The sequence below is a fragment of the Acidovorax sp. GW835-FHT14B10 genome (assembly GCF_058793725.1).
On sequence record NZ_JBXAGC010000004.1, the window covers coordinates 137,413 to 160,104 of the forward strand.

The following is a 22,692-nucleotide window of genomic DNA, read 5'->3' on the forward strand; positions in this document are numbered from 1 at the left end:
CCCTGCAGCGCCTCGGGCCTTGCCCGGGGTGCGCCACTGAAGTCAAAGCGTCCATCACCACATACCAAAGACAAGGAGACAAGACATGACACACGGCACCCACCAGACACGCTACAACCGCCGCCAGCTGCTGGCATTGGCCGCAGGCGCTGCGGCCGCCAGTCCGCTGACCGCACTGGCGCAAGCGCAAACCAGCTTTGCCACCCGCCCGGTGCGGGTGGTGGTGCCATTTGCCGCAGGCGGCGCCACCGATGTCATCACGCGGGTGCTGGGCGAGCGCATGGCGCAGCGCTTCGGCCAGGCCGTGGTGGTCGACAACAAACCCGGTGCGGCCGGGTTGATCGCGGGCGAGGCGGTGGTCAAGTCGGCGCCCGACGGCATGACGGCGCTGCTGGGCACCACCTCCACCATGCTGACCAACAAGTACCTCTACAAGAAGACGCCCTACGACCCGCTGGCCGAGCTGACCCCGCTGGTGCGCGTGTGCCTGGCGCCGATCGCGCTGGTGGTCACCGCCGACACGCCGGCGCAGAACCTGCAGGAGTTCATGGCCTGGATACGGACCCAGAAAGGCAAGCTGACCTATGGTTCCTACGGCATCGGTTCGCACGGCCAACTGGCCTGCACCACGCTCAGCGAGGTGGCCGGCGCCGACATGACGCACGTGGCCTACAAGGGTGAGGCGCCGATGGTGCAGGACCTGCTGGGCGGGCAGGTCAAGATCGGCATGGGCAGTCTGCTGTCGCTCAAGGCGCATATCGACAGTGGCAAGCTGCGCGCCCTGGCGGTGACCGGCCCGCGCCGCGTGCCCCTGCTGTCCGAGGTACCTACCTTCGCCGAGGCGGGCTACCCGCAGGATGCGCTGTCCATTGTGGGCTGGCTGGCCATTGCCGGCCCCAGGGGCATGCCGGCCGACGTAGCGCGCCAATGGGCTGCCGCCGCCAACTACGCCGTGGCCAGCCGCGAGGGCATGGCACGCATCATCGCCGCGGGCTTCGTGCCCGTGGACGACGACACCCCCGAGAAATTCGCCCGGTTGTGGGCGCAGGAGGCACCCATCTGGGGCCGCCTGCTGCAGGCCGCGGGCGTGCAGCCCAGCTAACCCGCACCACTGTCTGCCGCAGCCTACGCCCCACTGGGCGCGGGCTGGCGGGCAATCAGCTTGAAGCTGCCGGTGGCCAGCGCCACCAGGGTGCCATCCTCGGCGCGGACTTCGCCGCGCGCAAAGCTGATGGAACGCCCGCGCCGCTCGCAGCGCGCGGTTGCGATCAGGTCTCCGCTGCCCGCAGCGACGTAGTGCAGCGTCAGGTCGATGGTGGCCACGCCATAGGCGGCGGGATCGTGCGCACGCGCGGACGCGGCCAGGGCGCAATCCAGCAGGGTGGCGATGGCGCCGCCGTGGGCCTCGCCGCGGCTATTGGCCTGATCCGGCTGGAATCCCATGCGCACCTGGGCCATGTCGTTGCCGATGCGCTCGCCGCGCAGCGCCATGGCGCGTGCCATGGCCATGGGCAGGCCAAAGAACATGTCGGGGGCTTCGCTGGCGAAGGGGCTGGCGGGAATGTTGTCGTGGGCAGTGGACTGGTGTTGCATGGCGTGGATTGTCCGTTGTTCATGGTGGGCCCGCACGGCACGGCACGACCCTTGCGCGGGCGCGGGCAGCCGCGCAAGGGCCGTCCCGCCGCGCTGGCTGCGCGTCCCCCTGCCCGGCGAAGCCGAGAGCGGGGGGACGCCGCGTAGCGGCTCAGGGGGTCAATCCACCTTGGCGCCCGTGGACTTGACCACGGCGGCCCAGCGTGTGATTTCGCGCTCGATGTGTGCCTGCAGCGCCTCGGGCGTGGAGCCCACGGGCTCGTAGCCGCCGGCGGCCAGTTGCGCCTGCAGTGGGGGCTGGCGCAGGGCGGCGGCGATCTCGCGGCTCAGGCGCTGGGTGATCTCGGGCGGTGTGCCGGCCGGCGCGATCAGCGCGTACCAGCCCGTCACGTCGAAGCCGGCGATGCCCTGCTCCTGCACCGTCGCCACCTCGGGCGCCAGCGCCGAGCGCTGCTGGCTGGTGACGGCCAGCGCGTGCATGCGGCCGCCGCGGATGTGCGGCATGGAGGTGGAGATGCTGTCGAAGGTGAGGTCGATGTCGCCGGCCAGCATGGCGTTGACCACGCCGGCGCTGCCCTTGTAGGGCACATGCGTCATCTTCACCCCGGCGATGCTGCTGAAGTATTCCGCCGCGAGGTGCCCGGTGTTGCCGTTGCCGGCCGAGCCGAACGTGAGCTTGCCCGGTGTGGCCTTGGCGGCCTGGATCAGCTCCTGGATGTTTTTGGCGGGCAGCTTGGCGCTGGCCGCCACGACCATGGGCAGGTTGGCGACCAGCGACACGGGCGCGAAGTCCTTGCGCGTGTCGTAGGGCAGTTTCGGGTAGAGGCTGTCGTTGATGGCATGCGCGGCCAGCACCATGAGCACCGTGTAGCCGTCGGGCTTGGCGCGCGCCACGTATTGGGATGCCAGCGTGCCGCCGGCGCCCGGCTTGTATTCCAGTACCACCGTCTGCCCCAGCTGCTGCTGCAGCTGCACGGCCAGCGGCCGGCCCAGCAGGTCGGCGCTGCCGCCGGGCGGGTAGGGGATCACGAGCTGGATCGGCTTGGCGGGCCAGGCGTCCGCCGCATGGACAGCGGGGGCCAGCAGGGTGCTGGCGCCCAGGGCCAGGCTGGCAAGCACGGCGCGGCGCAGCCGCGAGGAGTGGGGCAAGGACATGGCGGTCTCCGGAGTGGGGTTGGAAAAATCAGTGGGTTGCCGGGGCGGTCTGCAGGTACTGCTCGCGCAACTCACGTTTGAGCACCTTGCCGATCTCGCTGCGCGGCAGGCGCTCGGCCAGCCGCAGGTCGGCCACGCGCTGGGTCTTGCCCACGCGGGTGTTGAGCCATTCGCGTAATTCTTCGGCGGCGGGCTGCATGCCGGGGCGCGCCACCACGTAGGCCACGGGGGTCTCGCCCCACTGCTCGGAAGGCACGCCCACCACGGCGCACTCGGCCACCGCAGGGTGCTGGCACAGGACGCCCTCGATGTCGCTGGGGTAGACGTTGAAGCCGCCCGTGATGATCATGTCCTTCTTGCGGTCGCCCAGCACGATGAAGCCGTCCGCGTCCAGCCGGCCCACGTCGCCGCTGCGGATGAAGCGCTGGCCCCCGGCGTCGAACCACTCGGCCTCGCGCGTCTTGCCCTCCAGGCGGTAGTAGCCGCTCATCATGCCCGCCGAGCGGCCCACGATCTCGCCCTGCTCGCCGGCGGGCAGCTCGCGCCCCTGTTCGTCGATGAAGCGGATGTCGGCGCCCTCGCCGGGGCGGCCCACGGTGTGCAGCTTGTGGGGAAAGTCATGGCAATGCAGCTCGCAGCGTACGCCGCCTTCGGTCAGGCCGTAGTACTCGATGAGCCGGCCCGGCCAGCGCCGCAGCACTTCGGCCTTGAGCGCGGCGCTGAACGGCGCGCTGGTGCAGAACTTGTGCTGCAACCGGCCCAGGTGGGTGCCGTCGAAGGCCGGGCAGGCCATCAGGCGCTGGTACTGCACGGGCACCAGCATGGTGTGCGTGGCGCCGTGCTGCTCGGCCAGCGCCAGGTAACGCGCGGCATCGAACTTGCGCATCAGCACCAGCGTGCCGCCCAGCGCCAGCGTGGGCAAGGCCGCCACCAGCGTGGTGTTGGAGTACAGCGGCGTGGCGCACAGCGAGACCGCATCGGGCCCGTAGCCATTGATGACGGCGCGCCGCACATGCGCCCAGCGCATGGCCCAGGACTGCACGATGCCCTTGGGCACGCCCGTGGTGCCCGAGGAATAGATCACGTTGAACGGCCAGTCGGGGGCGGGCGCTATCGGTGCCGGCGCCGCATCGCCGGCGGCCAGCCATTGCGACCAGGGCTCGCCCGCCTCGGGCGTGTCGTCCAGCGCCACGCAGCGCAGCGCGGCGCCCGCGCGCAGGGGCCATTGCGCGGCCACCTCGCGGTCGCGCAGCACCAGGTGCGCGCCGCAGTTGTCCAGCATGGCGCTCAGGTGCTCGGCCGTGGCCGAGGGCGCGAGCGGTGCCACGGCCACGCCCGCGCGCAGCGCGCCCAGGTAGGCCAGCACATATTCGACCGAGGTGCCGGCGCAGATGGCCACCACATCGCCCGGCTTCAGGCCGTCGCGCTGCAGGCTGCGCGCCACGCGGTGCATGCCGCCGCACAGCGCGGCATAGTCCAGGCGCTGATCTTCCAGGACCAGGGCGGTGTGGCCGGGGCGGTGCGCAGCCTGGCGCTCTATCAGTTCGGGCAGCGAACCAAAGGGCTGGGCCAACAGGTGTTCGATGTCTGCGTGCATGGTCATGGTCATTCGAGCGAGAGGCCAGCGGCCTTGACGATTTGCGCCCAGCTCTTGCGCTCCTGAGCGATGAAGGTGTCGTACTCGGCCGGTGTCTCGCCGCCGGGCACGCCGCCCAGATCGGCAAAGCGCTGGCGCACCTCGGGCGTCTGCATGGCCTTGCGTGCCGATTGCTGCAGGCGCTCGACCAGTGCGTCGGGTGTGCCGGCCGGCGCCAGCAGGCCGAACCAGGCCGTGACCTGCATGGGCACGCCGGCCTCGGTCATGGTGGGCACGTCGGGCAGCTGCGCCGAGCGCGTGCCGCTGGTGATGGCCAGCGCGCGGAACTTGCCCGACTTGATGTGCGGCATGGAACTAGGCAGGTTGTCGATCATGAAATCCACCTGCTGCCCCAGCAGCGCCGTCACGGCAGGCGCCGCGCCGGGGAAGGGCACCAGGGTCACGTCAATGCCCGCCTTCTGGCGGAACATTTCCGAGGACATGTGCGGCGACTGGCCCACGCCCGAGGTGGACACGTTCAGCCGGCGCGTCTTCGCCAGGCTGACCAGCTCCTTCACGCTGCGCACGGGCGAGTCGGCATGGACCACCAGGATGTTGGGCACCGAGATCACGTTGGTGATGCCGCGCAGGTCGCTTTCCTTGTAGCTGAGCTGCTTGTAGAGGCTGAAATTGATGGCAACGGGACCGATGTTGCCCATCAGCAGCGTGTAGCCGTCGGGCTTGGCGCGCGCCACCTGCGCCGTGCCGATGCTGCCGCCGCCACCGCCCTTGTTCTCGACGACGATGGAGGTGCCCAGGTCCTTGCCCATCTTCTCGGCCAGCACGCGCGCCGCGATGTCGGTGGTGCCACCGGCTGCGGCCGGCACGACCATGGTGATGGGGCGTTCGGGCCAGTCGGCCCAGGCGGCCAGAGGCAGGGTGGCCAGGGCGGCCAGCATGCAGCGTCGAAAAATCATGGGGACTCCTTGGGGGGGGCCTTGGCCTCGGCGAGGCCTGTGGCGCAGGAGTTCAACGATAGCCATGCCCGCCGCGATCCGCACCTAGGGTTTGGGAGCGAATGGCTTTGCCATTGGCAAAGCCCCGCTTTCGCACGCGCAAAGCAACGGTCCGGTGCAGGCAGAAAAAAAGGGCGGCCCGCAAGGGACCGCCCTTCCTGGCAAGCGCCGCAATCTTCAGGGGTACAGCCCGCGCATCTCGCGCGCATGAAGGATGCGCGTGCAGGCGACGATGAAGGTGGCGGTGCGCAGGCTCACCTTGTGCTCCTGCGCCACCTGCCAGATGCCGGCGAAGGCATCTTTCATGATGCGTACCAGGCGTGCGTTGATTTCGTCCTCGCTCCAGAAGAAGCTGGAAAAGTCCTGTACCCATTCGAAATAGCTCACCGTCACGCCGCCGGCGTTGGCGATCACGTCGGGCAGCACCAGCACGCCCTTGTCGTGGAGGATGTCGTCGGCCTCGGGGGTGGTGGGGCCGTTGGCGCCTTCGATCACCAGGCGCGCCTGGATCTTGCCGGCGTTGGTGGCGGTGATCTGGGTTTCCAGCGCCGCCGGGATCAGGATGTCGCAGTTCACGCCCCAGAATGCATCGTTGTCGAGCCGGTCCGCGCCGGCGAAGCCGCCCACGCCGCCGGTTTCCTTCACATGCGCCAGCAGGGCGGGTACGTCCAGGCCCCCGTCGTGGTAGATGCTGCCGGTATGGTCCTGCACGGCCACCACGCGCGCGCCGGCCTCGGCAAACAGCCTGGCGGCCGTGCCGCCCACGTTGCCAAACCCCTGCACGGCCAGCCGCGCGCCCTCGATCTTCAGGCCGATGTGGTGCGCCGCCTCCACGCCCACGGTGTACACGCCGCGGCCGGTGGCCTCATTGCGCCCAAGCGAGCCACCCAGGTCCACGGGTTTGCCGGTGACCACGCCAGTGGCGGTTTCGCCGACGTTCATCGAATACGTGTCCATCATCCACGCCATGATCTGGCCGTTGGTGTTCACGTCGGGCGCGGGAATGTCTTTGGACGGGCCGATGATGATACCGATCTCGCTCGTGTAGCGGCGCGTGAGGCGTTCGAGCTCACCCATCGAAAGTTTCCTGGGATCGACCCGGATGCCACCCTTGGCGCCCCCGTAGGGCACGTTCACCGCTGCGTTCTTGACCGACATCCAGGCCGACAGCGCCATCACCTCCGACAGGGTCACGTCCTGGTGAAAGCGTACGCCGCCCTTGCCCGGGCCGCGGCTGGTGTTGTGCTGCACGCGGTAACCCTCGAAGTGGGCGATGGCGCCGTTGTCCATTTCAATCGGCACGTCCACGATCAGGATGCGCTTGGGGCGCTTGAGCGTCTCCACCCAGCGCGCCAGGCTGCCCAGGTAGGGGGTGACGCGGTCCACTTGCTGCAGGTAGTTGCCCCAGGGGCCGAGGTGGCTGGCGTCGAGGTACGACGGCAGGGTGTGTGCGGTGGCAATGCTGCCGGGCGTTCCGGTGGTCGTTCCGGTGGTATTCGACATGGCGGGTTCCTTGTGGGATCAGTTCAAGGGGGTGAAGCTTATGCCTGCGGCGCCGGGCTGTCCAAGGCCGGTGTGTCACGGGGTTATGCGCCGTTTGCATAATGTTCCCCATGCCCGGTGCGGTCTTTTTTGGCGCACTTCAAAGGAGCTGAAAACGCTTAACAGACGGGAAATACAGCCATGAATGGCATGAAAATCAGTCATTCCACCGTGAAATGCTCCAGCCCCGGGTCGCCCGGCGGATAGCGCAGGTCCAGGTTCTGCAGCACCTCGCGCAGCACGGTGGCGATCATCAGGTTGCGGTGCGTCTTGGAGTTGGCGGGCACGATGGTCCAGGGCGCCCAGGGGGTGTGCGTGGCCGCCAGCAGTGTTTCGTAGGCTTTCTGGTAGTCGGCCCACTGCTTGCGCACGGCGATGTCGCCCATGTCGAATTTCCAGTGCTTGGTGGGATCGTCCAGGCGCTCCTGCAGTCGCTCGCGCTGTTCCTCGAAGCCGATGTGCAGCATGAACTTCACAATGACCGTGCCGGTCTCGCTGAGCATGCGTTCGAAGTCGTTGATGTGGGCCAGGCGCTGGCGCTGCTGCTCGGGCGTGATCCAGCCGTTGACCACTGGCACCAGCACGTCTTCGTAATGGCTGCGGTTGAACACCGTCAGCTCGCCGGCGCCCGGCACCCGCTGGTGGATGCGCCACAGGTAGTCGTGGGCGCGCTCGGGCTCGGTGGGCGCCTTCCAGCCCACGGCATGCACACCCAGGGCGCTCATGCTGCCGAACACGCCGCGCACGGTGCCGTCCTTGCCCGAGGCGTCGGTGCCCTGCAGCAGCACCAGCAGCTTGTAGCGCCGGTCGGCATACAGCAGGTCTTGCAGCGTGTCGAGTTCGATCGCCAGGGCCTGCACATCTTCCTTGGCCTGCGCCTTCTCGCCGTTCATGAACGGCGTGGCGTCGGGGTCGAAATCCTTCAGCGAGACCGGTTTGGGGCCGGAGCCATTGGCCGGCTTGGGTTGCCAGGCGGCCCAGCGCTTGGCCAGGGCCTTGTCGTTGCTTTGAAAGGGGGATTTGCTCATGGTCGTTTTTCGGTGGGTAGGGCGGCCAGCTTGGCGCAATGCGCCGGGCCGGTCAATGCACACTTGCGGCACACATGGGCATTGAATGCTATGCAATGAATAGCTTCTGGCGCTTGCTGGATAAGCGTCGTAATCTTTTTTGGTCGTCAATCAGGCCTGTCCACCCGATGCACCCTGCTGCGCGATCAGCTGCACAAAGCGCCGCGCGCCCAGGCCCAGCGGGCGCTCTTTGGACCAGACCACGTCCACCCATAGCGCCACGCCGTTGCTGAGGTTTTCAAACGGCATCTCCACCAGCGAGCCGGCCGCGATGCGCGGCTGCACCAGCGCGCGCGGCTGCCAGCCCCAGCCCAGGCCCGCCTCGATCAGGCCCAGGGCGGCCAGGTGGCTGTCGGTGCGCCAGTGGTGGCGGGCAAACACGAAGCGTGGGTCGGTCTGCGCCAGGTCGCGGCTGGCCACCACGATCTGGCGCGTGGTGGTGAGGTGTTCCTCGCGCAGCTGGGCCCGCTCGGGCGCCTCGCCGCGGGCAGCTGCGGTCGCCCGCGCAGCCACCAGCACGGGGTGCTGGGGCGCCATCACGGCCACCAGGGTTTCGCTGCCCACCTCCTGGAAACCCTCGCGCCCGTCGATGCTGGGGCGCTCGAACACCAGCGCCAGTTGTGCCCGCCCGCTGTGCAGCAGGGCTAGCGCGTCGCCCTGGGGCGCGGCCAGCACCTCCACCTGCAGCAGCGGGTATTGCTGCGCCAGCGCGGCCAGCGGCGCCGTCCAGCGCGCTGCCAGCAGCTCGGGGGCGATGGCCAGGGTGAGGCGCTCCTCCAGGCCCTGTGTGAGCGCCAATGCCTGGGCATTGAGCTGCCGCAGCTGCGCGGCCAGCAGCCGCGCCTGCGGCTCCAGCGCCCGGGCCGCCGCTGTGGGGCGGGGCTCGCGCCCGCTGCGGTCGAACAGTTGCACGTCGAGCTCGGCCTCCAGGTGGGCGATGGTCATGCTCACGGCCGAGGGCACCCGCGACAGCGCCCGCGCGGCGGCCGAAAACGAGCCTCGGTCGAGCACCGCCAGAAACACCTGCACGCTGTCGGAAGAAAAGGCCATGGCCTGCCAATCTGTCAATAAATCTGAAATAAGCTGACTTTATATATCAGTGATTCGTACATAAAGTGCCGCCATGACCGTGCATGCACCCGTGACCCTGTCCGTTTCCTCGTCCCCCGCCGCCCCCGGCCTGCAGGGCGTGCGCCGCCGCGTGCTGTATGTGACTTTGTACGAGCTCATCGCCATTGCCGTGGCAACCTGGGGGCTGGCAGTGCTCACGGGCCAGAGTGCTGCGCACTCCAGCGTGGCATCGGTGGCCGCCTCGGCGGTGGCGGTGGTCTGGAACCTGCTGTTCAACTGGGCCTTCGAGCGCTGGGAATCGCGCCAGGCCGTGCGCGGGCGCAGCGTGCGCCGCCGCATTGCCCATGCCATCGGCTTCGAGGGCGGTCTGGTGTTCACGCTGGTGCCGCTGTTTGCCTGGTGGTTCAACGTGAGCCTGTGGCAGGCCTTCGTGATGGACCTGGCGCTCATCGTTTTCTTTCTTTGCTACACCTTTGTCTTCAACTGGGGGTTCGACCGGGTGTTCGGGCTGCCGGCATCGGCGCAGCCTGCGGCCATCTGAGCGCCGGGGCGTTCGCCCTTAAAATCCAGCCTCGCCCAAGGAGCGTTGCAGCGGCTGCCACCACCGGTGGGGCCGTCAGGCTTGGGCGCCGCATGCACCGCATGCCCCATCGCAACGACGCTCACCTGTTTTTCTGCTGTTCCTGCACAGGTGAGTCGCATGTCTGAAATTTCCGTTCCCCCCATGAAGCTGTCCGGCCTGGAGCCTGTCTCCATCGGCGAGGGCACGCTGTTCGTCAACATCGGCGAGCGCACCAACGTCACGGGCTCCAAGGCGTTTGCCCGCATGATCCTGAATGGCCAGTACGAAGAGGCCCTGGCCGTGGCGCGCCAGCAGGTGGAAAACGGCGCCCAGGTCATCGACATCAACATGGACGAGGCCATGCTCGACAGCAAGGCGGCCATGGTGCGCTTTCTGCAGCTGATCGCGTCCGAGCCCGACATCGCGCGCGTGCCCATCATGGTGGACAGCTCCAAGTGGGAGGTGATCGAGGCCGGGTTGCGCTGCATCCAGGGCAAGGGCATCGTGAACTCGATCAGCATGAAAGAGGGCGTGGAGAAGTTCAAGCACGAGGCCCGGCTCGTCAAGCGCTACGGCGCCGCTGCCGTGGTCATGGCCTTCGACGAGCAGGGCCAGGCCGACACCTACGCGCGCAAGATCGAGATCTGCGAGCGCGCCTACCGCATCCTGGTGGACGAGGTGGGCTTTGCGCCCGAAGACATCATTTTTGACCCCAACATCTTCGCCGTGGCCACCGGCATCGAGGAACACAACAACTACGCGGTCGATTTCATCGAGGCCACGCGCTGGATCAAGCAGCACCTGCCCGGCGCCAAGGTGTCGGGCGGCGTGTCCAACGTGAGCTTCAGCTTCCGCGGCAACGACCCGGTGCGCGAAGCCATCCACACCGTGTTCCTGTACCACGCGATCCAGGCCGGCATGGACATGGGCATCGTCAACGCGGGCATGGTGGGCGTCTATGACGATCTGGAACCCACGCTGCGCGAGCGCGTGGAGGACGTGGTGCTCAACCGCCGCCCGGATGCCGGCGAACGCCTGGTCGAGGTTGCCGAAACCGCCAAGAGCGGCGCCAAGGACGAGAGCAAGAAGCTCGAATGGCGCGGCACGCCCGAGCATCCGAAGACCGTGGGCGAGCGCCTGAGCCACGCGCTGGTGCATGGCATCACCGACTTCATCACCGAAGACACCGAAGAAGCCTACCAGCAGATCCTGGCCAGGGGCGGCCGCCCGCTGCATGTGATCGAAGGGCCGCTGATGGACGGCATGAACATCGTGGGCGATCTGTTCGGCGCGGGCAAGATGTTCCTGCCCCAGGTGGTGAAAAGCGCGCGCGTGATGAAGCTCGCGGTGGCCCACCTCATCCCCTACATCGAGGAAGAAAAGCGCCAGGACGAGGCTGCGGGCCGCGACGTGCGCAGCAAGGGCAAGATCGTCATCGCCACGGTGAAGGGCGATGTGCACGACATCGGCAAGAACATCGTCACCGTGGTGCTGCAGTGCAACAACTTCGAGGTGGTGAACATGGGCGTGATGGTGCCCTGCCACGAGATTCTGGCGCGCGCCAAGGTCGAGGGCGCCGACATCGTGGGCCTGTCGGGCCTGATCACGCCCAGCCTCGAAGAAATGCAGTACGTGGCCGGCGAGATGCAGAAGGACGAGCATTTCCGCATCAAGAAAATTCCGCTGCTGATCGGCGGCGCCACCTGCTCGCGCGTGCACACGGCCGTCAAGATCGCGCCGCACTACGAGGGCCCCGTGGTCTATGTGCCCGACGCCTCGCGCAGCGTGAGCGTGGCGCAAAGCCTGCTCGGTGACGGCGTCGAGAGCTATGTGCAGGAAGTCAACGCCGACTACGACAAGGTGCGCACCCAGCACGCCAACAAGAAGCAGGTGCCGCTGTGGCCCCTGGCCAAGGCCCGCGCCAACAAGACGCCGATCGACTGGCAGGCCTACCAGCCCGCCGTGCCGCGCGCCCTCGGCCGCCGGGTGTTCCAGAACTTCGACCTGGCCGAACTGGCGAAATACATCGACTGGGGCCCGTTCTTCCAGACCTGGGACCTGGCCGGCCCGTACCCCGCCATCCTGACCGACGAGGTGGTGGGCGTGGAGGCCACGCGCGTGTTTGCCGACGGCCAGGCCATGCTCAAGAAGATCATCGAAGGCCGCTGGCTCACCGCCAGTGGCGTGATGGCCCTGCTGCCCGCCAACAGCGTGAACGATGACGACATCGAGTTCTACACCGACGACACCCGCACCGAAGTCGCCATGACCTGGTACGGCCTGCGCCAGCAGACCGAAAAGCATGTGATCGACGGCGTGACCCGGCCCAGCCGCTGCCTGGCCGACTTCGTGGCGCCCAAGAGCAGCGGCATTGCCGACTATGCGGGCCTGTTCGCGGTGACGGCGGGCCTGGGAATCGAGAAGAAGGAAAAGGCCTTCATCGACGCGCTGGACGACTACTCGGCCATCCTGTTCAAGAGCCTGGCCGACCGCCTGGCCGAGGCCTTTGCCGAATGCCTGCACCAGCGCGTGCGCACCGACCTGTGGGGCTATGCCAGCGATGAGGCGTTGAGCAACGAGGACATGATTGCCGAGAAGTACCACGGCATCCGCCCCGCGCCCGGTTACCCCGCCTGCCCCGACCACAGCGCCAAGACCGCCCTGTTCCGGCAGCTGCAGTGCGAGGACATCGGCATGGACCTCACCGAAAGCCTGGCCATGACGCCCGCCGCCAGCGTGAGCGGCTTCTACATCGGCCACCCCGATGCCGTGTATTTCAACGTGGGCAGGATCGGCGAAGACCAGCTGCACGACATGGCCGAGCGCCGGGGCATGGACGAGGCGGTGCTGGCCAAGCTGCTGGCGCCCAATCTGTGATGCTCTGGCGCTGAAATAAAGCGCGGAAAGCGCTCGCCGATACAGTGCAAGTGTCCTCGCCTGAGAACCGAAGACCTTGCGTGCGGGGGGGGGGCTTTGGGTTGTCCGCAGGGCTGGGTTTTGAAGGACAGTGCGGGCATACCGGTTCGATGCACCCCGGCGGACGCCCCGGCACCTGGGGCGTGTAGCGAATTGTGTCGAATATTTTGACAATCCGGGCCGTGAAGCAACGTAAGTTGTTGATTTTTCTGAGTGGCATGGTGTGTGCTTTTGTAAGTCGAGGTCGCAGTTTTCAGCGACTACTTACAGAGGGGGTCACACCATGGAATTCAAAACCGCAGCAGCTATCGTCGCAGGCATGCTCCTATCTGCAACCGCTCATGCGGTGCCGATTGTCAACACCAACGTGCGTCCTGTGGCCCTCGGGGCGACTGCGGCGGGCGAGCAATCGCTGCAAACTGTCTTGGATAACGTGTTTGGCGCCGGCGCAGTAAGCGCGGCCAACGACCAGAGCGCGGCAGGCCTGTGGGGCTCTGCCACCAGTTCGGCCACCATGATCCCCACACTGATCATCGAACAGACCAGTGGCGCCAGCAGCCAAAAATTCGGTATGTGGTTTGGTACCGATACCAGCAACATTTACACCGTTGACCTGTTCTTTGGCGGTGCGGTGGGTGGTTCAACCACCCTGCAGCAAAGTGCCGTGGGTATCGGGATCGGCAACGGCCAGATGATCATTTCCGCTGGCCCCACCTTCCAGAGCCAGTGTGGTACACAGGTCAATTGCGGCCTGTTTTCTAACGCACTGATCAATCCCACCAGTTTCGGCTTCTATTTCGCGACGGGTGCTGGAAAAACCGCCTATTCCATTGACAGCATGAACCTGGGCGGAGCCACCGATTTTCTGGCGTTCCAGGGTGGCACGTCGACCAACTGGATTTTTGCGTTTGAAGATGGCACCGACAATGACTTCCAGGACATGGCGGTGAAAGTGGAGTCGATCACGGTGCCCGAGCCCGGCTCCCTGGCCCTGCTGGGTCTGGCCCTGGCGGGTGCGGTGGCAGTATCGCGCCGCAAGAGCAAGCAAGACTGAGGGCCCGGGGTCGCCGCAGTACGCCGATCATGCACAGGGGGCTTCGGCCCCTTTTTTGTGTCCTGCTGGCGGCGCTCCAGCGAGAGGCTACGCTGTCGGTGGCTGTCAGCCCCGGCCAGGCCATCCTCGTGTCTTGGCGCCTCCGCACAGGGCAGGGTGGGCGCCGCCAATCTTCCATCAGGCCTGCGCAGCCGGGGGCGCAGCGGCGGCGCCTTGCGCCATCTCCAGCTGCATCATCACCCTGTTGACCAGGGTGCTCACCGAGGGGCGCCCCGTCTCGATCACGTAGTGCGCGGTTTCGCGGTACAGGGGGTCGCGCTGGGCATAGAGTTCGCGCAACTTCTCCAGGGGGTTGCCACCCTGCAGCAGCGGGCGTGTCTTGTCGTGCTTCACGCGCTTGTAGATTTCTTCGGGCGATGCACGCAAATACAGCACGTTGCCAAACTGGCGCAGCACCTCGCGGTTTTCGGGGCGCAGCACGGCGCCGCCGCCGGTGGACAGCACCAGGCCGCCGGGCAGCTGCGCCACCTCGGCCAGCAGCTGTGATTCGAGGTCGCGAAATCGCGCTTCGCCCTCCACCTCGAAGAAGTGGCGGATGGTGGTACCGATGGTCCGCTCCAGCCGGTGATCCAGGTCGATGAAGGGCACCCCGGCCCGGTGGGCCAGCTGCCGGCCGACGGTGGATTTGCCCGAGCCGGGCATGCCGACCAGTGCGCAGCGAATCTGCATAAATGGTGTCCTGTCTTCGTGCCTGTCCAAAGGCAGGCAGAGTGTAAGGCTGTGGGAGCCGGACTACCCAGGCTGCACCATCTGTCCGATGGGCAAGCGGGCTGCGCCTGGGTAGCCTTGCCTGCATGAATGGCCTGTACCTTTACCGGCCCGTACGGGCGGCGGCGCGCAGGGGCGTCCGCGTGCTGCGGCCGCTGCGGCGGGCGGTGTGGTTGTGGATGGACGCCGACGGCGCCCGCATGAGCGCGGCCATGTCGTTCTACGGCATCCTGAGCCTGGCGCCGCTGCTGGTGCTGCTGGTGGCCCTGCTCGGCTGGTGGCTGGACCGCGACAGCCTGCAGCAGGGCCTGATTGCGCAGATCGGCACCCTTGTGGGCGAGCAGGGGGCAACGGTCATACACCAGGCCCTGGCCAGTGCCCAGGAGCCCGCGCAAGGGCTGCTGGCCTCGCTGCTGGGTTTTTTCGTGCTGTTGTTTGGCGCCACCGGGGTGTTTGGCGAGCTGCAGTCTGCGCTGCAGCGGCTGTGGACCCACGGGCGTGGTGCGGTGCAGCCCCTGCCGTGGTGGCACGGTGCTTCGCTGCGCCTGCGTGGCGTGGCGTATGTGCTGGCGTTCGGCTTTTTGCTGCTGGTGTCCCTGGTGATCTCGACCCTGCTGAACCTGTTGGCCGGCTGGGCCGGCCACTGGCTGCCGATAGCGCCGCTGTTGCGGGTGCTCAACGAAGCCGCCGCGTTTGGCGTCTGCGCGGCCCTTTTTGTGGGCTTGATGCGCATGAGCGCCGGCCCCAAGCCCCGGCTGCGGTTTCTGTGGCTGGGCGCGGTGATGGGCGCATCGCTGTTCACGGCGGGGCGGCATGTGCTGGCGGTTTACCTGTCCACCGCGGCGGTGGTTTCCGCCTACGGGGCGGCGGGTTCGCTGGTGGTGCTGCTGATGTGGATCTATTTTGCGTCGGCGGTGCTGCTGTTGTCTGCCGGCTGCGCGCGCGCCTGTGAAGAGGCGCTGGGCCCCGCCGCGCGGCCATGAGAAATTGCTGAAGGCTCTTACCCCCGCTTACATGGGAGGCATCCAATCCTGCCGGTGCAGTGTGTAACTTCAGGGCAGGTCTGCGAGTGCTGTCGCAGAGGCTGTATTCGATCTGTTGAGAAAGGCAAAAACATGCAACCCACCCCCTCCGCTGCTCCCCAGGCCCCTTTGGCCGCAACCCCCGGTGGCGTGCCCCTGAAATGGCTGTGGGCCGCCATTGCCGCGCTGGGCCTGTGCGTGCTGGCGCTGGGCGCAACGCTGGTGGCGCAGCAGCGCCCGGACGCGGTGGCCGAAGGCGCAGCCCGGATGGCGCCTGCGGCGCGCACGCCAGACAACGAAATCATTGAGGAAAAAAGACCTGTAGCGCTTGACCAGAAAGCGCCAATAGCCCATGAATATGTAGCAAATCAGGGGCCCGCAACACCCACCGGGCAACGCGCTGCGGCCCGTGCCTACCCGCAGGCTCCCCAACCCGCGCGGTATGACGAAACCCCTGTGCGCCAGGAGGCCGCCCGGGCGCCGTTGTGCACGGTGTGCGGACGCATCGAATCCGTGCAGGCGGTGCAGCAGGCCGCTCCCGCCACCGGCCTGGGCGCGGTCGCCGGTGGTGTGCTCGGCGGCGTGCTGGGCAACCAGGTGGGCAAGGGCTCCGGCCGCACGGCCGCCACGGTGCTGGGCGCCGTGGGTGGTGGCTACGTGGGCCACACGGTAGAACAGCGCACGCGCACCCAGACGGTGTACGAGGTGCGCGTGCGCATGGACGATGGCTCGGTGCGCCGCTTCACGCGCTCGCAGCCCGTGCCCGAAGGCGCGCCCGTGCGTTTGCAAGGCAAGGGATTCGAGCTGGTCTGACAGCTGGTCTGACGCCTGATTCCCTTTCCACGCCATCCGTGTCGTTGTTGCTTCGCCTTGCCGTGCTGCAGCACTGTCTGCGGCTTCGCGCCTGGACACGAATGGCTTGGCAACGGAATGACCAGGCGCTGGGCGCCCGGCCAGTGCTGCCTGCCAGCCGGCAGCGGGCTTATTTCTCGACGAAGGCGCGCTCGATCACGAAGTCGCCGGGCTTGGTGGTGTTGCCTTCCTCGAAATCGCGGTGCTCCAGGATGTGCTTGAGCGAAGCCAGCATTTCGGGGCTGCCGCAGAGCATCACGCGGTCTTCCAGCGGGTTCAGCGCCGGGATGTCGAGGTCGGTGAACAGCTTGCCGCTTTCGATCAGATCGTTGATGCGGCCCTGGTTGCGAAACGGCTCGCGCGTCACCGTGGGGTAGTACTTGAGCTGCTTGCTCACCAGCTCGCCCAGGAACTCGTGCTGGGGCAGCTCCTGGGTGATGTAGTCGTGGTAGGCCAGCTCGGACACCTGGCGCACGCCGTGCACCAGGACCACCTCTTCGAACTTCTCATAGGTTTCCGGGTCGCGGATCACGCTCATGAACGGCGCCAGGCCCGTGCCGGTGGACAGCATGTACAGGCGCTTGGCCGGCAGCAGGTAGTCGATCAGCAGGGTGCCAGTGGGCTTCTTGCCGACCACGATGGTGTCGCCCACCTGGATGTGCTGCAGGCGCGAGGTCAGCGGGCCGTCGGGCACCTTGATGCTCAAGAACTCCAGGTGCTCTTCGTAGTTGGCGCTGACGATGCTGTAGGCGCGCAGCAGTGGCTTGTCGTTCACCTTCAGGCCGATCATGGTGAAGTGCCCATTGGAAAAGCGCAGCGCCGGGTCGCGGGTGGTGGTGAAGCTGAAAAGCCGGTCGGTCCAGTGGTGAACGGTCAGAACGCGTTCTTCGAGAAATGCACTCATGGTTTTCTTGCAGGAATGAAAAAACAAGGCCCCGACGGGGGGCGGTCTCAGCCTGTCAGGGCGGTGGCGGTGCTGGCGTGGCGAGGCCTGGCGGGCACCCCGGACTGGCGGGCAAACCCGTGCATTGTCCGGCAAATGGGAGGGGCGGTACATTTTGAGTCTTCGACCGTCATGATGTTGGACAAAGGAACCTCCCCATGCGCAGCTTCTCCGTCGCCCGTCGGGCCCTGTTGGTGGCCGGGCTGGCATGTACCGCCGGTGCGGTGCATGCCCAGGGCGCGATCCGGATTGGTGAAATCAACAGCTACAAGGCCCAGCCCGCCTTCCTGGCCCCTTACAAGAAGGGGATGGAGCTGGCCGTGGCCGAGATCAACGGCGCGGGCGGCATCCAGGGCCGCAAGCTGGAGCTGGTGGTGCGCGACGACAACGGCAACCCCGGCGACGCCGTGCGGGCCGCCGACGAGCTGCTGGCGCGCGAAAAGGTGGATGTGCTCATGGGCAGCTTCCTGTCGCATGTGGGGCTGGCCCTGACCGACTTTGCGCGGCAGAAAAAGGTCTTTTTTCTGGCGGCCGAGCCGCTGACCGACAAGATCGTCTGGGAAAACGGCAACCGCTACACCTTCCGCCTGCGCGCTTCCACCTACATGCAGGTGGCCATGCTCGTGCCCGAGGCCGCGGCGCTGAAGAAGAAGCGCTGGGCCATCGTCTATCCCAACTATGAATACGGCCAGTCGGCGGCGGCCACCTTCAAGAAGCTGCTCAAGGCCGCCCAGCCCGATGTGGAGTTTGTCGCCGAGCAGGCGCCGCCCCTGGGCAAGGTGGATGCGGGCAGCGTGGTGCAGGCCCTGGCCGATGCCAAGCCCGACGCCATCTTCAATGTGCTGTTCGCCGCCGACCTGGCCCGCCTGGTGCGCGAAGGCAACACCCGCGGCCTGTTCAAGGGGCGCGAGGTGGTGAGCCTGCTGACCGGCGAGCCCGAATACCTGGACCCGCTCAAGGGCGAGGCGCCGGTGGGCTGGGTCGTCACCGGCTATCCCTGGTATGCCATCCAGACACCGGAGCACCAGGCGTTCCTCAAGGCCTACAAGGAACGCTTCAACGACCACCCCCGCCTGGGCTCGGTGGTGGGCTACACGGCCATCCAGTCGCTGGCCGCAGGCTTGCGCAAGGCCGGTGGCAGCGACACCGAAAAGCTGATCGCCGCCTTCAAGGGGCTGGAGGTGGCGTCGCCGTTCGGCACCATCCGCTACCGGCCCGAAGACCACCAGTCCACCATGGGCACCTTCGTGGGCCGTACGCGCCTGCAAAACGGCACGGGCGTGATGGCGGACTTCCGCTACCTCGACGGGGCGCGCTTTCAGCCATCGGCCGACGAGGTCCGGAAACTGCGCGCAGCCAACTGACATGCACGAGGCCATGCTCCTGCACCGCCTGGATTTGTGCGCATGAGTTTTTCCGGCCTGCTGGTGCAGTTGCTCAACGGGCTGGCCTCGGCCTCGTCACTGTTTCTGGTGGCGGCGGGGCTGTCGCTGATCTTCGGGGTCATGCGCATCGTCAATTTCGCCCACGGCTCGTTCTTCATGCTGGGCATCTACCTGGCCTATTCGCTGGTGGAACGCCTGGGCGCCACGATCGGTTTCTGGCCGGCCCTGCTGCTGGCACCGCTGGCCACGGCGGCCCTGGGGGCGCTGGTGGAGGTGCTGCTGCTGCGCCGCATCTACCGCGCGCCCGAGCTGTTTCAGCTGCTGGCCACCTTCGCGCTGGTGCTGGTGATCAAGGATGCCGTGCTGTGGGCCTGGGGCCCGGAAGAGCTTTTCGGGCCGCGCGCGCCGGGGCTGGAAGGGGCGGTGGACATTCTCGGGCGGCAGTTTCCCACCTACGACCTGTTCCTGATGGCCGTGGGTCCGCTGGTGCTGGGCCTGCTGTGGCTGGGCCTGCACCGCACGCGCTGGGGCACGCTGGTGCGCGCGGCCACGCAGGACCGCGGCATGGTAGGCGCCCTGGGCGTCAACCAGGCCTGGCTGTTCACGGGGGTGTTTGCGCTGGGTGCCTTGCTGGCGGGCCTGGCGGGTGCGTTGCAGCTGCCGCGCGAGCCCGCCCAGCTCGACATGGACCTGAACACCATCGGCGCGGCCTTCGTGGTCGTGGTGGTCGGCGGCATGGGCTCGATCCCCGGCGCGTTCGTGGCGGCGCTGCTGATTGCCGAGCTCAAGGCGGTGTGCGTGTGGGCCGGGCTGGTGGAGGTGGGAGGCATCAGCCTGTCGCTGTCCAAGATGACGCTGGTGGTGGAGTTCCTGGTCATGGCCGTGGTGCTGGTGTGGCGGCCCTGGGGGCTGCTGGGACGGCCGCAGCCGCCGGTGCGCGCGGCGGGCATGGCCGAGGCGCCGCTGCACCCTGCCAGCCGGGGCGTGCAATGGGCTGGCTGGGCCCTGCTGGCCGCGCTGGCCATGGTGCCGCTGCTGGCCGGGGCCTGGCCCTATGCGCCGGTGCTGCTGGTGGACCTGCTGGTGGCGGTGCTCTTTGCCTCCAGCCTGCATTTCCTCATGGGGCCGGCGGGCATGCACTCGTTCGGCCATGCCGCCTACTTCGGGCTGGGGGCCTATGCGGCGGCGCTGCTGGTGCAATCGGCCGCGGTACCCATGGAACTGGCCCTGCTGCTGGCACCGCTGGCGGCGGGCGGGGGGGCGCTGGTCTATGGCTGGTTCTGCGTGCGGCTGTCGGGCGTTTACCTCACCATGCTCACGCTGGCGTTTGCGCAGATCACCTGGGCGCTGTGCTACCAGTGGGACGCCGTCACCGGCGGCAGCAACGGTCTTGCCGGCGTGTGGCCCGCACCTTGGCTGGCCAGCCAGCAGGCCTATTACCTGCTGACGCTGGCCCTGGTGGCGGCGGGTGTGCTGCTGCTGCGGCGCGTGCTGTTGGCGCCGTTTGGCTATGCGCTGCGCGCGCTGCGCGACTCGGCCCTGCGGGCGGACGCCATCGGCATGGATGGGCGGCGCCTGCAGTGGACCGCGTTTGTGCTGGCCGGCGTGCTGGCCGGCCTGGCCGGGGCCTTGTATGTATTTTCCAAGGGCAGCATTTCGCCCGAGAGCCTGTCGGTGGGCAAGTCGGTGGACGGCCTGGTGATGGTGCTGCTGGGCGGCGTGCAGACGCTGGCGGGCCCCTGGGTGGGCGCGGCCACCTTCACCTGGCTGCACGACACGGTGGCACGCAACACCGACTACTGGCGCGCCGTGCTGGGCGGCACCATGCTGGCGCTGGTGCTGCTGTTCCCTCAGGGGCTGGCGGGCTTTGCCCGGCAGCTGGCCCTGCGCTGGCAGGCCCGCCGCAGGAGCGTGCCATGAGCCCAGCGTCCCCGCTGCTGCAGGTGACCGGCCTGCGCAAGGCCTTTGGCGGCGTGCAGGCGGTCGATGGCGTGGATTTCACGCTGGCGCCCGGCGAGATGCTGGCGCTGATCGGCCCCAACGGCGCGGGCAAGTCCACCACCTTCAACATGGTGGGCGGCCAGTTGCGGCCCGATGCGGGCAGCATCCGGCTGGCGGGCGTGGACATTGCCGGCCTGCCGCCGCGCGCCATCTGGCGCCAGGGCGTGGGGCGCACCTTCCAGATCGCCGAAACCTTTGCCTCGCTCACCGTGGTGGAAAACGTGCAGATGGCCCTGCTGTCGGCCGACCGGCGCCTGTTCTCGTTCTGGCCCCGCGCGCAGGACCACCGGCGTGACGATGCGCTGGCCCTGCTGGCGCAGGTGGGCATGGCGGCCCAGGCCCCGCGCCCCTGCAGCACGCTGGCCTATGGCGACGTCAAACGGGTGGAACTGGCCATGGCGCTGGCCCATGGGCCCCGGCTGCTGCTGATGGATGAACCCACGGCCGGCATGGGGCCGGCCGAGCGCCTGGCGCTGATGGCCCTCACGCGGCAGCTCGCGCGCGAGCGGGCGATGGGCGTGCTGTTCACCGAGCACAGCATGGATGTGGTGTTTGCCCACGCCGACCGCGTGATGGTGCTGGCGCGCGGGCGCCTGCTGGCCGAGGGCCCGCCGCAGGCCATTCGCGACAACGCCCGCGTGCAGGAGGTGTACCTGGGCAGTGGCAGCATGTTCGGCCAGGCAGCGGTCGCCGGGGGGCAGGCATGACGGCCGCTGCGCTTTCACCCTTGCTGGAGGTGCAGGGCCTGGACGCCTGGTATGGCGCCGCGCAGGTGCTGTTTGGCGTCGATCTGCAGGTGGGGCGCGGCGAGGTCGTGGCGCTGATGGGCCGCAATGGCGCCGGCAAGTCCACCACGCTCAAGTCCATCGTGGGGCTGGAAGTGCGCCGACACGTTCACCCTGGGGGCCGGCTGCGTTTTCTGGGGCGCGACATCGCGCGCAGCGCGCCCTACCAGGTGGCGCGCATGGGGCTCGGCTATGTGCCCGAAGACCGGCGCATCTTCACCGACCTGAGCGTGCTCGACAACCTCGAAGTAGGGCGCCAGGGCGCGCGCCACTGGCCCGACGGCAGCGCCGCGCCGCACTGGACGCCCGAGCGCCTGTTCGCGCTGTTTCCCAACCTGGGCGCAATGCCCCGCCGGCCCGGCGGGCGCATGAGCGGCGGCGAGCAGCAGATGCTCACCGTGGCGCGCACCCTGATGGGCCAGCCCCTGCTGGTGCTGCTCGATGAGCCGTCCGAAGGCGTGGCGCCGCTGATCGTCGAGCAGATGGCCCACACCATCCGCCAGCTCAAGGCCCAGGGCGTGAGCGTGCTGCTGTCCGAGCAGAACCTGCACTTTGCCGAAGCGGTGGCCGACCGCGCCTATGTGCTGGAAAAGGGCCAGATCCGCCACCACAGCAGCATGGCGGCGCTGGTGGCCGACCAGGCGGTGCGGCGGCAGTATCTGGGTGTGTGAGTTTTTATAACAATGCAGTGAGGGCGTTGCTGCAAGGAATCAGCCCACGGGCCCGCGCAGCACGCGCCGGTATTGCACGGCCTCGGCCACATGCGCCACCTGGGTGCTGGCGGTGCCCGCCAGGTCGGCAATGGTGCGCGCCACCTTCAGCGTGCGGTGCGTGCTGCGGGCCGACCAGCCCAGGCGCGCCGCTGCGGTCTGCAGAAACTGCGCGGCGGCGGGCTCCAGCGCGGTGTGGGTGTCGATTTCCTGACCCTGCAGCGCCTGGTTGGTTTTGCCCTGGCGGGTGATGGCGGCCTGGCGGGCGCGGGCCACGCGCTCGCGCACGGCGGCGCTGGCCTCCCCCGGCGGCGCGTCCAGCAGATCGCTGGCGGGCAGGGCGGGCACTTCCACATGCAGGTCGATGCGGTCGAGCAGCGGGCCGCTGAGCTTGCCCTGGTAGCGTGCCACCTGGTCGGGCGTGCAGCGGCAGGCACGCTGCGCCGACCCCAGAAAACCGCAGGGGCACGGGTTCATGGCCGCCACCAATTGAAAGCTGGCCGGAAATTCTGCGCGCCGTGCCGCCCGCGCAATGGTGACGCGCCCGGTTTCCAGCGGCTCGCGCAGGGCCTCCAGGGCGGAGCGGGGAAATTCCGGCATCTCATCCAGAAACAGCACCCCATGGTGGGCCAGCGATATTTCTCCGGGCTGGGGCGGCGAACCCCTGTCGATTA

The 22,692-nt window shown here is 67.8% G+C and carries 19 protein-coding genes, 1 pseudogene and 1 riboswitch; of the genes and pseudogenes, 10 read left to right on the forward strand and 10 right to left on the reverse strand.

What is annotated here, in order from left to right; translation table 11 throughout:
* The first annotated feature begins 85 nt into the window (after positions 1–85).
* Positions 86–1,102 (forward strand): Bug family tripartite tricarboxylate transporter substrate binding protein, encoded by a 1,017-nt coding sequence (locus AC1Q5S_RS05290; protein ID WP_422204529.1) that lies wholly within the window; start codon positions 86–88, stop codon positions 1,100–1,102.
* 23 nt (positions 1,103–1,125) lie between these two features.
* Here the strand turns inward: AC1Q5S_RS05290 and AC1Q5S_RS05295 are convergent, their stop codons facing one another.
* The 7 genes from AC1Q5S_RS05295 to AC1Q5S_RS05325 all read right to left on the reverse strand — a co-directional run bounded on the left by AC1Q5S_RS05295 (position 1,126) and on the right by AC1Q5S_RS05325 (position 8,999).
* Entirely contained in the window at positions 1,126–1,593 is a 468-nt protein-coding gene (locus AC1Q5S_RS05295; protein ID WP_303832705.1) for a PaaI family thioesterase, read from the reverse strand.
* Between the two features lie 159 nt (positions 1,594–1,752).
* Entirely contained in the window at positions 1,753–2,748 is a 996-nt protein-coding gene (locus AC1Q5S_RS05300; protein WP_422204527.1) for a Bug family tripartite tricarboxylate transporter substrate binding protein, read from the reverse strand.
* 28 nt (positions 2,749–2,776) lie between these two features.
* Complete coding sequence (locus AC1Q5S_RS05305) at positions 2,777–4,345, reverse strand: class I adenylate-forming enzyme family protein (protein ID WP_492238458.1); 1,569 nt, start codon at positions 4,343–4,345, stop codon at positions 2,777–2,779.
* Between the two features lie 8 nt (positions 4,346–4,353).
* Positions 4,354–5,301, reverse strand: a complete 948-nt coding sequence (locus AC1Q5S_RS05310; protein WP_303832702.1) for a Bug family tripartite tricarboxylate transporter substrate binding protein — start codon at positions 5,299–5,301, stop codon at positions 4,354–4,356.
* A gap of 216 nt (positions 5,302–5,517) precedes the next feature.
* Entirely contained in the window at positions 5,518–6,843 is a 1,326-nt protein-coding gene (locus AC1Q5S_RS05315; protein WP_303832700.1) for a Glu/Leu/Phe/Val family dehydrogenase, read from the reverse strand.
* Between the two features lie 200 nt (positions 6,844–7,043).
* Positions 7,044–7,910, reverse strand: coding sequence for a PPK2 family polyphosphate kinase (locus AC1Q5S_RS05320; protein WP_492238449.1), 867 nt, complete (start codon positions 7,908–7,910; stop codon positions 7,044–7,046).
* A gap of 150 nt (positions 7,911–8,060) precedes the next feature.
* A complete protein-coding gene (locus AC1Q5S_RS05325) occupies positions 8,061–8,999 on the reverse strand; it encodes a LysR family transcriptional regulator (RefSeq protein ID WP_492238450.1) in 939 nt (312 codons plus the stop codon).
* 130 nt (positions 9,000–9,129) lie between these two features.
* Here AC1Q5S_RS05325 and AC1Q5S_RS05330 point away from each other — a divergent pair, with 130 nt between their 5' ends.
* The 3 genes from AC1Q5S_RS05330 (at position 9,130) to AC1Q5S_RS05340 (ending at position 13,552) form a co-directional block, all read left to right on the forward strand.
* Positions 9,130–9,561 carry a PACE efflux transporter gene (locus AC1Q5S_RS05330; protein WP_303832810.1) on the forward strand — a complete coding sequence of 144 codons (432 nt, stop codon included), beginning with the start codon at positions 9,130–9,132 and terminating at the stop codon, positions 9,559–9,561.
* Between the two features lie 31 nt (positions 9,562–9,592).
* Positions 9,593–9,691, forward strand: a riboswitch (S-adenosyl-L-homocysteine riboswitch).
* Positions 9,670–12,459, forward strand: a complete 2,790-nt coding sequence (gene metH / locus AC1Q5S_RS05335) for a methionine synthase (RefSeq protein ID WP_492238459.1) — start codon at positions 9,670–9,672, stop codon at positions 12,457–12,459. It overlaps the preceding riboswitch by 22 nt.
* Positions 12,460–12,781: 322 nt before the next feature.
* Positions 12,782–13,552, forward strand: coding sequence for a PEP-CTERM sorting domain-containing protein (locus tag AC1Q5S_RS05340; protein ID WP_303837805.1), 771 nt, complete (start codon positions 12,782–12,784; stop codon positions 13,550–13,552).
* A gap of 177 nt (positions 13,553–13,729) precedes the next feature.
* Here the strand turns inward: AC1Q5S_RS05340 and AC1Q5S_RS05345 are convergent, their stop codons facing one another.
* Positions 13,730–14,281, reverse strand: a complete 552-nt coding sequence (locus AC1Q5S_RS05345) for a shikimate kinase (protein WP_492238451.1) — start codon at positions 14,279–14,281, stop codon at positions 13,730–13,732.
* A gap of 125 nt (positions 14,282–14,406) precedes the next feature.
* On the opposite strand from AC1Q5S_RS05345, the gene AC1Q5S_RS05350 reads away from it, so the two are divergent.
* Together AC1Q5S_RS05350 and AC1Q5S_RS05355 are read left to right on the forward strand one after the other, a co-directional pair.
* The gene (locus tag AC1Q5S_RS05350; protein ID WP_303832827.1) at positions 14,407–15,303 is read left to right on the forward strand and encodes a YihY/virulence factor BrkB family protein; all 897 of its coding nucleotides are present in this window, start codon (positions 14,407–14,409) and stop codon (positions 15,301–15,303) included.
* 132 nt (positions 15,304–15,435) lie between these two features.
* A complete protein-coding gene (locus tag AC1Q5S_RS05355; protein ID WP_492238452.1) occupies positions 15,436–16,155 on the forward strand; it encodes an outer membrane lipoprotein in 720 nt (239 codons plus the stop codon).
* 169 nt (positions 16,156–16,324) lie between these two features.
* Here AC1Q5S_RS05355 and AC1Q5S_RS05360 read toward each other — a convergent pair whose 3' ends face one another.
* Positions 16,325–17,098, reverse strand: a complete 774-nt coding sequence (locus AC1Q5S_RS05360; RefSeq protein ID WP_303832847.1) for a ferredoxin--NADP reductase — start codon at positions 17,096–17,098, stop codon at positions 16,325–16,327.
* A gap of 197 nt (positions 17,099–17,295) precedes the next feature.
* Here AC1Q5S_RS05360 and AC1Q5S_RS05365 point away from each other — a divergent pair, with 197 nt between their 5' ends.
* The 4 genes from AC1Q5S_RS05365 to AC1Q5S_RS05380 are packed head-to-tail and all read left to right on the forward strand — an operon-like array spanning position 17,296 to position 21,979.
* Positions 17,296–18,501: an ABC transporter substrate-binding protein gene (locus AC1Q5S_RS05365; RefSeq protein ID WP_422291353.1), complete on the forward strand. Its 1,206-nt coding sequence runs from the start codon at positions 17,296–17,298 to the stop codon at positions 18,499–18,501.
* Between the two features lie 42 nt (positions 18,502–18,543).
* The gene (locus AC1Q5S_RS05370) at positions 18,544–20,442 is read left to right on the forward strand and encodes an ABC transporter permease (RefSeq protein WP_492238453.1); all 1,899 of its coding nucleotides are present in this window, start codon (positions 18,544–18,546) and stop codon (positions 20,440–20,442) included.
* Positions 20,439–21,230 (forward strand): ABC transporter ATP-binding protein, encoded by a 792-nt coding sequence (locus AC1Q5S_RS05375; protein WP_492238454.1) that lies wholly within the window; start codon positions 20,439–20,441, stop codon positions 21,228–21,230. The genes AC1Q5S_RS05370 and AC1Q5S_RS05375 overlap by 4 nt, the downstream gene beginning before the upstream one ends.
* Positions 21,227–21,979, forward strand: coding sequence for an ABC transporter ATP-binding protein (locus AC1Q5S_RS05380; protein WP_303832853.1), 753 nt, complete (start codon positions 21,227–21,229; stop codon positions 21,977–21,979). Before AC1Q5S_RS05375 ends, AC1Q5S_RS05380 begins: the two co-directional genes overlap by 4 nt.
* Positions 21,980–22,018: 39 nt before the next feature.
* Here the strand turns inward: AC1Q5S_RS05380 and AC1Q5S_RS05385 are convergent.
* Positions 22,019–22,684: pseudogene (locus AC1Q5S_RS05385) on the reverse strand (ATP-binding protein); the annotation flags it as partial.
* Positions 22,685–22,692 lie beyond the last annotated feature (8 nt).